12 protein-coding genes are annotated in these 13,145 nt (G+C 39.4%); 7 read left to right on the top strand and 5 right to left on the bottom strand.

What is annotated here, in order from left to right; translation table 11 throughout:
- Window positions 1-16: 16 nt before the first annotated feature.
- The 3 genes from SB775_RS10545 (at window position 17) to SB775_RS10535 (ending at window position 1,900) form a co-directional block, all read left to right on the top strand.
- On the top strand, window positions 17-532 hold the full coding sequence (locus SB775_RS10545) for a hypothetical protein (protein WP_410861553.1): 516 nt from the start codon (window positions 17-19) through the stop codon (window positions 530-532).
- A gap of 402 nt (window positions 533-934) precedes the next feature.
- A complete protein-coding gene (locus tag SB775_RS10540; protein WP_061464872.1) occupies window positions 935-1,129 on the top strand; it encodes a hypothetical protein in 195 nt (64 codons plus the stop codon).
- Between the two features lie 321 nt (window positions 1,130-1,450).
- Window positions 1,451-1,900 (top strand): YfmQ family protein, encoded by a 450-nt coding sequence (locus SB775_RS10535; RefSeq protein ID WP_410861552.1) that lies wholly within the window; start codon window positions 1,451-1,453, stop codon window positions 1,898-1,900.
- 274 nt (window positions 1,901-2,174) lie between these two features.
- Here SB775_RS10535 and SB775_RS10530 read toward each other — a convergent pair whose 3' ends face one another.
- The 3 genes from SB775_RS10530 to SB775_RS10520 form a co-directional block, all read right to left on the bottom strand.
- On the bottom strand, window positions 2,175-3,053 hold the full coding sequence (locus tag SB775_RS10530) for a MurR/RpiR family transcriptional regulator (RefSeq protein WP_286140850.1): 879 nt from the start codon (window positions 3,051-3,053) through the stop codon (window positions 2,175-2,177).
- Between the two features lie 105 nt (window positions 3,054-3,158).
- Window positions 3,159-3,851 carry an N-acetylmannosamine-6-phosphate 2-epimerase gene (locus SB775_RS10525; protein WP_089363034.1) on the bottom strand — a complete coding sequence of 231 codons (693 nt, stop codon included), beginning with the start codon at window positions 3,849-3,851 and terminating at the stop codon, window positions 3,159-3,161.
- Window positions 3,852-3,882: 31 nt separating this feature from the next.
- Window positions 3,883-5,418, bottom strand: a complete 1,536-nt coding sequence (locus tag SB775_RS10520; RefSeq protein ID WP_410861551.1) for a maltose/glucose-specific PTS transporter subunit IIC — start codon at window positions 5,416-5,418, stop codon at window positions 3,883-3,885.
- 619 nt (window positions 5,419-6,037) lie between these two features.
- Between SB775_RS10520 and SB775_RS10515 the strand changes: the two genes are divergently transcribed.
- Window positions 6,038-7,102, top strand: coding sequence for an ABC transporter ATP-binding protein (locus SB775_RS10515; RefSeq protein WP_410861550.1), 1,065 nt, complete (start codon window positions 6,038-6,040; stop codon window positions 7,100-7,102).
- A gap of 970 nt (window positions 7,103-8,072) precedes the next feature.
- Window positions 8,073-9,977, top strand: a complete 1,905-nt coding sequence (locus tag SB775_RS10510) for an endonuclease MutS2 (RefSeq protein ID WP_410861549.1) — start codon at window positions 8,073-8,075, stop codon at window positions 9,975-9,977.
- A gap of 111 nt (window positions 9,978-10,088) precedes the next feature.
- Here the strand turns inward: SB775_RS10510 and SB775_RS10505 are convergent, their stop codons facing one another.
- Together SB775_RS10505 and SB775_RS10500 are read right to left on the bottom strand one after the other, a co-directional pair.
- Window positions 10,089-10,232 carry a YrzO family protein gene (locus SB775_RS10505; RefSeq protein WP_410861548.1) on the bottom strand — a complete coding sequence of 48 codons (144 nt, stop codon included), beginning with the start codon at window positions 10,230-10,232 and terminating at the stop codon, window positions 10,089-10,091.
- A gap of 33 nt (window positions 10,233-10,265) precedes the next feature.
- Window positions 10,266-11,231, bottom strand: a complete 966-nt coding sequence (locus SB775_RS10500) for a DMT family transporter (protein ID WP_410861547.1) — start codon at window positions 11,229-11,231, stop codon at window positions 10,266-10,268.
- 138 nt (window positions 11,232-11,369) lie between these two features.
- On the opposite strand from SB775_RS10500, the gene SB775_RS10495 reads away from it, so the two are divergent.
- Together SB775_RS10495 and SB775_RS10490 are read left to right on the top strand one after the other, a co-directional pair.
- Window positions 11,370-12,260, top strand: coding sequence for a LysR family transcriptional regulator (locus SB775_RS10495; RefSeq protein WP_089363029.1), 891 nt, complete (start codon window positions 11,370-11,372; stop codon window positions 12,258-12,260).
- A gap of 213 nt (window positions 12,261-12,473) precedes the next feature.
- On the top strand, window positions 12,474-12,629 hold the full coding sequence (locus SB775_RS10490; protein WP_065310844.1) for a DUF1540 domain-containing protein: 156 nt from the start codon (window positions 12,474-12,476) through the stop codon (window positions 12,627-12,629).
- Window positions 12,630-13,145: the final 516 nt, after the last annotated feature.

Raw genomic sequence — 13,145 nt, 5'->3', positions numbered from 1 at the left:
ATCAGGAGGTTTTCAATTGAAATTTCTATTTAATCGATGTTTGATTATGAGCGTTTTTTTAACTTTTTCTATACTGCTTATAGGGTGTTCTAATACCGCCAGTAGTAAAGTAACGATTACTAAAGAAATGGATCAAATCGTTTCAGATACCATAATGGAACAGAATAAAGATGAATTAGCCCCAACAGAAAAGCAATTTGAGGTACATAAAATATATGGTGCAGATGAAAAGGACGGCGTGATTACCATCTATTTATACGCCATATATGAAGGGTACAACAAATCAACTGGGACAGAAGTTCAATCTGGACATTCATATTCTGCACGTATTAAGTTAGCAAAAGATGAAAATGGATATGTATTAAAAGAATATAAAACACCAGAAGAAGGTGGAGAATTCATGGACTCACTTGAAGAGTTGTTTCCTCGTAAATATTCAAAACAGGTATTGAAAGATAACGGAAATGGTGCTGATTTAGATGAACAAATGCAGAAAAAGGTTGAAAATTGGTTAAGTAAAACAAACAAATAACTATCCCCTTTTTTATAACCACTATCTAATAGGTAGTGTTTTTTTTCATAGGCTAAAACTCAAAGGGAATTTCATAAGGGGTGGGAATTTTTAAAACAGAACAACTATTGTCTTTTTCGGGGAAGCAGTCTGGAGTTACCGAAGATGTGGTATCTTAGCCCTTCCTTCAGAGGCGTTATGCATTTTTCTTTGTATATTAACGAAAGGATTCAACAAGTGGATGGTGGAAATTTCACTTGATTGGATGGTCCTAAAATTGGCTGTTCTTTTATTATAGAGATATAGGCTTTTTCTAATATATTTACTCAGTAAACACGAAGAGCGATCTACCTGACCATTTTAAAAAGCGGAATAATTTGAAATGGTTCAAGGAAATGTATAAATATTGGGAGGCGTTGAATCATGACGATAAGTGTAATATTAGTAGTAGCCATTAGTTTAGTTGCTCTGGTTGGTACCCTTTCGTTAACGGGGAAGAGTGATAGTGATTATTCTGCAGCAACGAGAGGGAATTTGTTGAACCTTAGTTATATATATATTGGTCTTGCCCTAGTATTAACTGTAGGCATCATCTACTTCGTAATAAAATTAGCCTAAGATACCACGTGATTATAAATAAAATTGTATAAAGGTCATGTTTTGTTACGAGTGATTTACAAGACATATCTCTATTTGTGGGAAATTGTGAATTTGTTCACATATGTGGCAAAAATGTGAACGAAAAGAAGCTGAAAGATACTACCTTTGTAAGCTGAGTGAACAATCAAATGAGGCTTTTGCCATTTATGGATAAATTAAAACAATAAAATATATTGATAGAGTCTGATTATGTTTTGTGCCCTCCTTTAAGTACAACTTTTCACCAAAAATGAAACGGTCCCTTCAAAGAAATTTATAACGTAGCGGAGATGATGAAATATGACATTGCCTGTTTTGATTTTGACAATTCTTTTAGGCTTGTTAAAACTATTAGTTACCTGTCTTCCAACCGATACAGTGAATTGGATTATCAGCAAATTTAAACTTCATTCAGAACTTAGTGACGCGAATGCCATCATAACCATTGGCGGAAAACGCTTGGAAGGTGAAGACAAAATTCAAGTTATTAATTATTTCAACAAAGCGATATTTTTGAAAAAGAATCATATATTCCCAGGGAACGAGCATTTGTTTTTAAATCCAGAGAACAGTGGGACTCCATTAGTCATTGATACTAAAAGAGGCAAAAAGGATGTTAGGTTATTTGTGTACATTTACAACGACCACGTAGATGTAGTCAAACAGTACAAAAAGAAAATAGTTTCGTATAGTCTGCTTTCCGAGAGCCTCCAAGAACGTTCTATGCCGGTAATAAGGAAATTAGTTTAAAAGGAACATAAAAAAAGACTGTTTCTAAAATGAACTGCACCCCAATTGTTAGACACGGTCTAACAATTGGAGGTCCAGTTTTTTTATATGATGAATAACGAAAATGGCTTTCGGTCAGGCTGTAGATGTACGGGCGCTGTGGGGGAGTCGCTTTATAAGAATATAATAAGGGTTAATCCATATTTTGGTTGATTATAACTGTATGTAGTCGAAAAATGGATTTTGTATAATTCGTGTATGGGTAAGTCAATGTACTTTTTAACGCGGCCAAAAGTCAGTCCTTCTTGGTTAATACCTTTAAAGTCTTTTCCCTGATGCTTATCCTGTTTTTATAATCTTTAGCAACCAACTCTGTGTATATTAAATCAAAAAGTAATAGCAGCGGAAGCAATGGAGAGATGTTTTGTCCCATATGCATGCTGTTCTTGCTTGTGACCAATAGCGATATATCGCCAAGCTGTGAGAGCTCGGAATTCTTATCCCCAGTAAAGACCAAGATGCGTGAACCTTGCTTCTTTGCGATTTTAACTGCAGAAATCACTTCTTTCGTTGTTCCGGAAATGGAAATGCCGATGACAACACTATTCTCGTTACTTAAAGCTGCATCCATCATTGACTGATGGGGATCTGAAATAGCTTCAACAGTTAAGCCGATTCGGAAAAACTTTGACTTGAACTCCTGGGCCGCTATACCTGAACTCCCTATTCCATATACATGGATCCTATTTGCCTGTGTAAGGAAAGATACGGCTTTTTGGATATTGTCATATGTGGTTATGTGAAAGGTATTATCAATGATGCCTAAGTGATCTTGATACAGTTTAGCGAAATAATCCACCTGCTTGATGTTCTTCATATTTTTCGGTGTATTTCGGAGATCCACGAACCTTTTTAACTCATGCCTGAACTCATTGAACCCAGAAAAGGCTAATTTCTGGCAAAAACGCGTAATGGTTGCAGGTGAAATATGAAGCTTTTTAGCTATTTGACTTATGGTAAACTGACTTACTTCTTCAGGGCGCTGCAGAATATAATTGGCCAATTCTTCTTCTGTTTTGGTGAATTTGTCCATGCTGCACTCAATGCCATATATGAGGTTTTCTGCTAGATATTCCATTTGATCACCCATTTCAAATTTCTTATATGTATTCATAGTTTAATGTATCCAATAGGGACGTCAATAACCTGAGGAAGTATGAATAAAAAAAAGACCCAAACCGTTGCCAGTCTGGGTCTTTTCATTACTATGTGCAATGTTCTATTTTTGGATAGCATCCACGAACCTTTTAGTGATTTGCTGCGGTCTGGTAATGGCCCCGCCCACTACTACAGCATGGACATTCATATCCAAAACAGAGCGGGCGATTTCTGGTGTTATGACGTTTCCTTCAGCGATCACTTTTGCTTTTTTCACTGCTTTTACGATCTCTTTGAGCAGAGCATAGTCATCCTGATATATTTTCTCGCCGATCGTTTCGTCCGTATAGCCGTATAAAGTGGGCGCTACAATATCAAATCCTAAATCGTCAGCGAATATGGCTTCCTCAATGGTGGATACATCCGCCATTAGTAAAACATCCGGATATTTTGCTCTTATTTCACCATAAAACTGCTTTAACGTTTTACCGTCCGGTCTTACCCGGGCTGTAGCATCCGTCGCAATGATTTCCGCTTTAGTTTCCATCAATGCATCAATTTCGGCCATGGTAGGAGTAATATAGACATCGTTTTGTCCATACACCTGTTTAATGATCCCTATGACTGGAAGGTCCACATTTTTCTTGATTTCCATTATGTCAGCTACAGAGTTTGCGCGAATGCACTTCGCACCGCCTTCTTTGGCGGCAATGGCCATGCGCCCCATAATAAAAGAGCTGTGCAGCGGCTCATTCTCCAATGCTTGACATGATACAATTAAGCCTTTGTGAATTTTATCCAGCACCTGTTGCATGTTTAACACGTCCTTATCGTTATCTATGTTCTCAATGACCCAAGTATTCTTCCACTTCATTTTTGATTATCGTTACTTGGGGACCGTAAACTATTTGAATGCCATTCCCTTTTTTTACGACGCCTTTTGAACCGGTTTGTTTAATGACGTCCTCTTTCACCAATGATTCATCCTTTACCGTGACACGCAGACGAGTCGCACAGCAATCGACTATATCGATATTTTCCTGTCCGCCTAATCCATCAACGATGGTCTGGGTTCTCTCTGATGCCGTTACTTGGGTAACAGCGGCCTGTTCATCATCTTCACGGCCAACCACTTTTAAATTCTTCATCCTGATCAAGAATTTAAAAGTGAAGTAGTATAGGAAAAACCACGGAATGCCGACGAGAAGTACATAAACCCAGTTTGTTTTACTGATACCCTGGAGTATCCCGAATAAAGTAAAATCAATAAATCCTCCAGAAAAGGTTTGACCGATCGTTATATTGAATATATCTGCCATCATGAAGGCAAGTCCGTCAAAGAAGGCATGAAAAACATAAAGGATCGGGGCGACAAATAAGAAACTGAATTCAAGCGGTTCGGTGATGCCTGTTAAGAAAGATGTTAAGGCAGCTGAAAGAAGCAAGCCGGCCACGACTTTCTTATTTTTAGGTTTAGCGCAGTGATAAATGGCCAATGCCGCGCCGGGTAAACCAAACATCATCGTGATGAACCGTCCGGACATGAAACGGGAAACACCCTCATAGTACTTGACGGTAGTTGGGTCGGCCAATTGCGCGAAGAAGATATTCTGGGTCCCGCTGACAATCTGCCCTTTAATCTCCATCGTTCCGCCTAAAGCTGTTTGCCAGAAGGGAAGGTAAAAAATATGGTGCAACCCTAACGGCCCGAGCATCCGTAATATGAATCCGTAAAAGAAAGTCCCAATCGTACCTGTGCTCGTTACCAGCGCACCTAATTGGTTTATGAAAAGTTGGAAATAAGGCCATACGATAAACAGCACGGCTCCAACCAAGATGGACGCGAAGGAAACGATGATGGGAATGAAACGGGAACCACCGAAAAATCCTAACACTTGCGGAAGCTGAATTTTATTATATTTATTGTGCAAAAGTGCGGCAACGATACCTACTACGATACCGCCAAACACACCGGTCTCCAGTGTTTGGATCCCGACCGCCATTCCCTGTCCGGCACCTGCCAAATTCTCTTTGGCAAGTTCCCCATTTATTTGAAGCAGTGCACTTATTGAACTGTTCATGACGAAATAGCCGATCATGGCTGCCAGTGCAGCGGTCCCTTTATCCGAACGTGCCAATCCTACTGCAACACCTACCGCAAAAATGACCGGCAAGTTGCCGAATACGATGCTTCCTGCAGAACTCATGATTGTGAAAATGGCCTGCAGCCAAGCAAAGTCTAAAAAAGGATAGGCCTCAACAGTATTTGGATTAGAAAGAGCACCGCCAATTCCCAGCAATAAACCGGCCGCTGGCAAAACGGCAATCGGGAGCATAAAAGATTTACCGAACTGCTGCGCTTTCTCAAAAGCCTTCTTCATAATAATTCCTCCCTCATTTAACGAGCCTTTGATACTCTCTATTTTTAATCGCTCTATACTAGCTATATTAAATCCCTATGAGAGCGTTTTCAATGCGATGTAAGGTTATATCAACTGTTTTCAATCTTGCGCTTATTTCTCTGAAAAAGTTTTCAAAACAGGAAATCGCTTCGGAATCTGTTGCACTGTTACTGGGAGTGCCGGCTGCCTATGCATTAAGCCGGTTCGATTTCAAAGGAAAAAGCATTAATGCATTTTGAATTGTGCTAGGGTTCCGTTTTTACGTTATATCTTGAGGGCTTATCAGCTTCCGATTTATGGAACCTATTTGCAGGACATACTATTACCATCCTGCCGTTCATCATCCGTGTGACTTTTCAAGCGGATCATTGAAGAAGCTGCGGAGAGCCTTGGAGCCAGTAACTTGGGCACTTTCTTTAAAGTAGCCCTCCCGAATATAAAATCAGGAATTCTGGGCAGCAATGACCGCCTTCTTGGAGGATCGAAGTAGTTATCTATATTCGTCAGCATCTGCATCGGAAACGTATTTACCCCAGCGCTGCCAGAACGGCTCATGGGCTTGTCTTATTTCACAAAACGATAAAGGAGGTAATGATGGATGGCTTTGTTCACTTTACAAGATATATCTGTAGCTTATAACAAACAGAATATATTAAAGGATTTCAATCTTGAGATTGAAAAAGGGAAATTAGTATCCCTTCTTGGCCCGAGCGGCTGTGGGAAAACGACGACCCTGCGTTTAATTGCCGGGCTTTTAAAAGCAAACGAAGGGAAGTTTTTATTTAAGGAAAAGGACTATACGAAAGTGCCTGTTAACAAGCGGAATATTGGCTTTGTGTTCCAAAACTATGCATTATTTCCGCATTTGCCGATATTCGAAAATATTGCATTCGGACTTCGTCTGAGAAAGAATTCCAAAAGTGAAATTGAAAATAAAGTAATGAATGTGCTCGAAATCGTCAATTTAAAAGGATTTGAAAAGAGATATCCCAAAGAGCTTTCAGGAGGGCAAAAGCAGCGGGTTGCGATTGCCAGGGCGCTGGTGATTGAACCGGACATCCTATTATTTGACGAGCCATTGAGTAATCTTGATGCGAACTTAAGGGTGAATATGAGAGGCGAGATTCGCCGCATCCAACAAGAGCTGGGGATTACAACGGTTTATGTTTCCCATGACCAGGAAGAATGCTTTTCGATATCCGACCAGGTAGCGATCATGAATAAAGGGATCATCGAGCAGCTTAGTGATCCTGCGACCATTTACAAATATCCTGAAACCAAATTTGTAGCAGACTTCATCGGCTTCAAGAACTTCATTGAATTCGATAAGCGTACGGATCATATAGATAAAATCGAACTGAACAAGCAAGGCTACTCATTTGTGCTGCACAAGGATGCACAGATGACCAATTCATCTGGAAAAATAGGTGCTATCAGGCCGGACAATCTGATGATCAGGGAAAAAGCTAATGCTGGAGCGGTTCTGGAAAATAGTTTAACTGGCCGAGTCAAGGTGAGTACGTATCTGGGAAAAAGCTATCAATATGTCATTGAAACCGTGATAGGGGATTTCACTGTGAACAAGGAAATGACGGAATCCTACCGGACGGGTCAGGAAATCATCCTAGAAATTCCGAAAAACCAGATGGTGCTTATTGACTAGCTTAGGAGGGTAGGTTATGCGAATGTTCAAGTATTCGATCACTTCTTAAGTCATGGACTGATCAACGTGAATGAAAGGAAAATGGTCCCTCTCATAATGAGTGATGACGCTTAATCCCGTATTCTTACGGATGCTATTCAATAGAAATTTGAGCTTATTAAAATGGTCTATTGCAGGAAGCCTTTTCGTCAAATGTCAGCTGCACTTTTAACTAGGGTAGAAGGGGAGAATACGGCCTTTTTTTATTAGTGTTTTATTTGAACGTAATTACGATTGTTGGAAACATATGATAGGAAAGAAGGGCGACTGAGGATAGAGTGGCAGGTCACAGTTTTGCTTTTCCATCTAATTTTAGACATTTTTTATTGAACTTAATTACAGATATGGGTAAAGAGATATTTGTTGCTGTAGCAACCAGTCTGATCCTGTCTGTGTTCTCCTAGAAACGGAAAAAGAACCACTCATCCTCCCAAGATGGCAATGGTTCTTCTTCTGACGATTAATTAAGTTAAAAAAGAATTGACTCTTTTTTACTGATATGGTATGTTAATTCCAATCTAAGAAAAGGTGTGGTGTTTTATGTCGGGAGTAGGTATCAACTAATTTAGTTGAATAAGGTATTTAATCACTGATTGGTCAGTGGATTAAGTATGCCTTTTTCCACAGTGCAATTCTGCATTGTTGGATACCTACCTTAAGACTGCTTCCTTTTCCATAAATCGTGTAACATGTAGGTGTTACGACGAAAAGCATGGTGGGATTTGTCCTATCATGCTTTTTTGTGTACGCGGTTCTATTCGAGCTGCCCAATTTGTTATCGATTGTAGGTCCTTATCTATAGATAAGGCCGATGCCCGCAGGAGCTTTCTACTCAAATGGCTTGTTCATTTGTAAAGGTAGGGGGACTTTTGCGGGCATTTTTTGGATTCTGGGAATTTTAATCACTCACTCATTCAAGGGGGATCATTAGATGAATAAAATGACTTATGAAAAATTACAATATATCCAACTCAAGGAAAAGGTGAAAAACCATTGCGTAAGCGGATTGGGAAAAGCGTTATTGGATCAGCTTAAGCCGAGCAGCCATTTGAATGTCGTTAAAAATCGTTTAAACGAGACCACGGAGGCAAGGAATTTACTGAATGCGGAAAGTCATATTCCCTTAAAAGGCATTTCACATGTTGGCTACCATATCGACAAATTGGAAAAGGGAATGATATTGGAGCCATCAGAGTTAGTGGCGATAGCAGACTTCTTAAGAGGCTGCAGGAATATCAAGAAATTCATGACCGATAAAGAGTTCTTTGCACCAACACTTCATTCATACGCCCGCTCGATGACTGAATTCAGGAGCATTGAAGAAGAAATCCAATTCACCATCAAAGGAAATGCTGTTGTTTCCGAAGCAAGCAGGGATCTGAAACGCATCAGGAACCAAATCATCAAGACAGAAAGTAAAATAGAGGAACGGCTGAATAAGTTCTTGAAGAGCGGAGCCAATAAGGAGTTCATTCAGGAATTCTTCATAAGTAAAAAGGATGACCGCTATACCATCCCGATTAAAGCCTCCTATAAAAATCAGGTGGCAGGAACGATCGTGGAAGTATCTGCAAAAGGGGCTACCGTGTTCATTGAACCTGCCTCTGTGACGAAATTGAATGTAGAATTGGCAAGTTTAAAAGCGGAGGAGTCGATGGAAGAGTATCAACTTTTGGCCACATTATCCGGAACGGTTTTCGAGCAATTGAAACCGATCAAGATAAACATCGAGTTAATCAGTCAATATGACATGATCTTCGCAAAAGCCAAGTTCAGTAAAAGTATGGATGCGATCGAACCGAAAATCAATGATCATGGTTATATTAAGTTAAAAGGCTGTAAACATCCCCTTTTGCCACAAAACAGTGTACCTTTGGATTTTGAAATCGGTAATGATTATCGCAGCTTGATCATTACAGGCCCTAATGCCGGTGGAAAGACTGTCGTCCTGAAAACGATCGGCATCCTAACGTTGGCTGTCATGTCAGGACTGCATGTTGCCGGGAAAGAAGGGACGGAGATTGCCGTCTTCGATCAAGTATTTGTCGACATCGGTGATAACCAAAGCATTGAAAATGCACTGAGCACGTTTTCATCGCATATGAAAAACATCTCGGAAATCATGGGGGTATTAACCAATAACACATTGCTGCTGTTCGATGAAATCGGGAGCGGAACGGAACCGAATGAAGGCGCCGCTTTAGCGATTGCCATCCTTGAGGAATTTTATCAGAGGGGCTGCATAACCGTTGCGACGACCCATTATGGTGAAATCAAGCGCTATTCGGAAATACACAGTGATTTCATGAATGCGGCCATGCAATTCAACAGTGAAACACTTGAGCCAAAATACAAGCTGTTGATTGGTCAATCCGGGGAAAGCAATGCCCTCTGGATAGCAAAAAAAATGAATGTCCGTGAAAAGGTTTTGCAAAGGGCAAAGCTTTATATCGGCAATAAAGACTATGATTTGGAGCGTGTCCAGGAAGGTAAAATCAAGAAAGCGAAGGTATCGGCGGTTCCAAAGGAAGCATTGTATGAATTTGAAGTCGGCGACAAGGTGAAGGTTAGCGAACTGGATGATTATGCGATCGTTTATAAGAAAAAGGACTCATATAATAATGTCGTCGTACTTTTCGGAGATACCTTCATGGAGGTTCATGCCAATAGGCTCGAGCTTGAAATAAAAGCCGTCGATTTATATCCGGAAGGCTATGATCTGAGTTCTTTATTTGTCAGTTATAAAGAAAGGAAATTGAACAGGGACCTTGAAAGGGGATCAAAAAAGGCTTTAAAGAATGTAGCGGCGGATATCCGGAAGAAACTTGGTGAATAGTACGGTCATGTGGCAGTAAAATATCGAAGCAAAGTGCAAAAAAAGCCTCAAATAAAGAGGCTTTTTTGCACATAGTTTTGCTTACAGGCACTGTTGTGCCAAAAGTCCATTTTACTGATTTCTTTTACTTCTTTCATTATATAGATTAATTAATTCTGCATTTTGCTCATTCATTTTTTTCACATTCTTATTAATCGTTGCCAATTCCCATAGTATAGCCAATCCAAAAATTATTATAATTGTTAAGTAATCCATTATTGTCCTCCCATTGATGTTTTGTACCATAAATTAACTGACTCTTTTTTCTTTCATTGGATTCAATTCTTCAACATGGGAAGGCAAGTTTTTTCTTTGATAATAATTGTTTTGAATTAAAGCATATATCACTAAAAAAGTTCCCAGTAATTCGAATGATGTAAGTGATCCCCCTTGGATAAAAACAATGGCTAACGTGGTTATTGGAACTAAATTGATAAATAGAATGCCATTAATGGGCGTTAAAAGTTTAATACCTAAATTCCAGCTTAAAAGTGCAATGGCACCCGGGAAAATAATCATGAAAATCATCTCGCCATAAATGGATTCAATAACCTCTGCTGTGGGGAAAGGCAGGCCAATTAAAGTTGCAAGGAATGTTATGATTGCAGATACTGTTGTTCCCAAAATACACGTTAAAGTCGAATAGCGGAGTGTTGACCACCCATTAAATTGGTCGCCGCCCATCGTATATATAACCCATCCTATAACCCCAAAAAGAATGAAAAGAATAGGGATGATGCTATCCTTCAATAAAAATAGGAATGATAAATTGCCATTGGTAATCACAAGAATAGCCCCTATTAAGGCAAGGGACATACTTGCGATGGTATATTTCCTAGGTCTGGCATTTTTGAAAACCCACATTATCATAATTGAAATCATAGGCATTAATGATTCCATGATGGAAGCAACGATTACCCCGTTATGGCCCAGTAAGTCTTGACCTGCGAAAATGAGAAAGTTGTATACTGTAAACGCCATCGTTCCAAAAAACAATAAGTACTTTCCTTTCCCTTCCAAGCGAAAAGACTTCGTTCCCTCTTTAACTAAAAGCAATATCCCTAAAATTATGCTAACAGCTAAATATCGCAGAAAAGAGAAATAAAAAGGATCTATATACATGAGTGCCCTTTCTGCAACCGGAAACATGGCTCCCCAAGAAATGCTGGCTGTCAAACATAAAAGTGCACCGATTAAAGCTTGATTCTTTTTCATTTAAAGCTTCCCCTCAAAAAAAATAATGATTGATTAAATTCCTATACACACTTTATGATAAAGTCATTATCATGTAAAATGACTTAAAGTGAATGTAACCATCATTATTAATGATATTTAGGAAAGGGGGTCACTTTTATGGAAATTCGGGATTTGCAAATATTCCAGTGCGTCGCAAAATATGGAAGCATAAGTAAGGCTGCTGTTGAGTTGAATTATGTCCAATCCAATGTAACGGCGAGGATTAAGCATTTGGAGCATGAGTTACGGACGCCTTTATTCAATAGGCATAAACGTGGTATGTCTTTAACCGCAGAGGCACGAAAGATGCTGGTGTATGTAAACAAAATTTTGCTTGATATGGAAGAACTCAAACAAGTATTCCTGGATAGTGAAACACCTACGGGGATATTGAACATCGGTACTGTTGAAACGGTCAGCGGCCTTCCTAAGATTCTAGCCTCTTATCATAAACAGTATCCAAATGTCGATTTATCCATAAAGGCGGGGTTAACGGAGGATTTAATTAAAGATGTTATTGAACATAGGCTGGATGGCGCTTTTGTTACAGGACCGATTAAACATCCACTCATTCAGCAATACGATGTGTGTACAGAAAAACTTGTTTTAGTTACAAGGAATGAAACATTAAACCTTGAAGAATTTTTAACAGAACCAATTTTAGTATTCAGTCAGGGTTGTGGATATCGATCTAAACTGGAGCAATGGTTGAAAGAGGAAGAAGTGATGCCTAAAAGGATTATGGAGTTCAATGTATTGGAAACCATCTTAACCAGCGTAACACTCGGCCTTGGCATTACCCTCGTACCACAATCAGCGGTAAATCACCTTGCAGCCAATGAAAACGTGCATGTTCATGCAATTCCGGAAGAGTACGGCAATATTTCGACTGTCTTCATTCATCGTAAAGATGCTTATATGACAAACTCCATGCAAAGCTTCTTACAAACAATCGAAGCCAATCATGAATGTACGGTCAATCCGATATCAAGCCTGAACCATTCCTGAGCCAATATGAATCTTTACATAGAAGAACGCTGAAACTTGGGCCTGTCCCGAACATGCTTTGACAAACTGGCGTCCTTTTTCTGCCGGTCCTTCGATTCCGTGAATCTTTCGAGCAATTCCGTTTTCATTAAAAACAAGGCACCCGAACCTGAAAAAGGAAAGTATCAAGAACCCCAACTTTGTTAATGATAGCAAATGAGGAGGTGTGATACGATGGCAAAGGATGTTCTATGTGAAGTGAATAATTGTAAATACTGGGATTCTGGAAACAAATGCAGTGCAGATGCTATTTATGTTGTCAGCCATAAAGGGAATCAAGCATCAAATAGCAAAGAAACGGATTGCAAAACATTTGATCCAGAAATTTAAATCATCGAGGGTAACCATCAAACTTGGTTACCCTCTTCCATTTTATTATTGATAATAAAAATCATTTTCATTCAAGATTATAGAAATTCCGTTATTTTTTCTTCATGAAAAGGATATTTGGGCGATATACTCGCGAGTTTGATCGATGATATCGAAAGTTTGGGCGATATAATTGAGGGTTTGGGCACTTTTACTCGAGAGTTAGAGCTATAAACTCGAGTTTGATCGATATAATCGAGAGCTTGATCGATAAATTTGGACATTTTAGCAATTTACTCGTGAGTTTGAGAAGTTAACTCGTGAATTTTGCCGTTTTACTCGTGAATTTGCAGTTTACTCGGAATTTGCGCTTTACTCGAGAGTTTGGGCGATAAACACGAGAGCTTGATCGATAAATTCGGACATTTTAGCAATTTACTCGTGAATTTGAGCAGTTTACCCGTGAATTTAGCAGTTTTACTCGTGAATTTGCAGTTTACTCGGAATTTGCGCTTTACACGAGAGTTTGGGCGATAA

This window comes from Peribacillus sp. SIMBA_075, from assembly GCF_046534585.1.
Note: the sequence above shows the minus strand (reverse complement) of the source record. Positions and strands in the feature narration are given on the sequence as shown.

Bases quoted from the DNA above. Each gene is read 5' to 3' on its own strand.
- SB775_RS10520 (WP_410861551.1), bottom strand. From the start codon at position 5,418: ATGAAGAAGGCTTTTGAGAAAGCGCAGCAGTTCGGTAAATCTTTTATG.
- SB775_RS10490 (WP_065310844.1), top strand. From the start codon at position 12,474: ATGGCAAAGGATGTTCTATGTGAAGTGAATAATTGTAAATACTGGGAT.
- SB775_RS10510 (WP_410861549.1), top strand. From the start codon at position 8,073: ATGAATAAAATGACTTATGAAAAATTACAATATATCCAACTCAAGGAA.
- SB775_RS10495 (WP_089363029.1), top strand. From the start codon at position 11,370: ATGGAAATTCGGGATTTGCAAATATTCCAGTGCGTCGCAAAATATGGA.
- SB775_RS10540 (WP_061464872.1), top strand. From the start codon at position 935: ATGACGATAAGTGTAATATTAGTAGTAGCCATTAGTTTAGTTGCTCTG.
- SB775_RS10500 (WP_410861547.1), bottom strand. From the start codon at position 11,231: ATGAAAAAGAATCAAGCTTTAATCGGTGCACTTTTATGTTTGACAGCC.
- SB775_RS10525 (WP_089363034.1), bottom strand. From the start codon at position 3,851: ATGCAACAGGTGCTGGATAAAATTCACAAAGGCTTAATTGTATCATGT.
- SB775_RS10505 (WP_410861548.1), bottom strand. From the start codon at position 10,232: ATGGATTACTTAACAATTATAATAATTTTTGGATTGGCTATACTATGG.
- SB775_RS10535 (WP_410861552.1), top strand. From the start codon at position 1,451: ATGACATTGCCTGTTTTGATTTTGACAATTCTTTTAGGCTTGTTAAAA.
- SB775_RS10515 (WP_410861550.1), top strand. From the start codon at position 6,038: ATGGCTTTGTTCACTTTACAAGATATATCTGTAGCTTATAACAAACAG.
- SB775_RS10530 (WP_286140850.1), bottom strand. From the start codon at position 3,053: ATGAATACATATAAGAAATTTGAAATGGGTGATCAAATGGAATATCTA.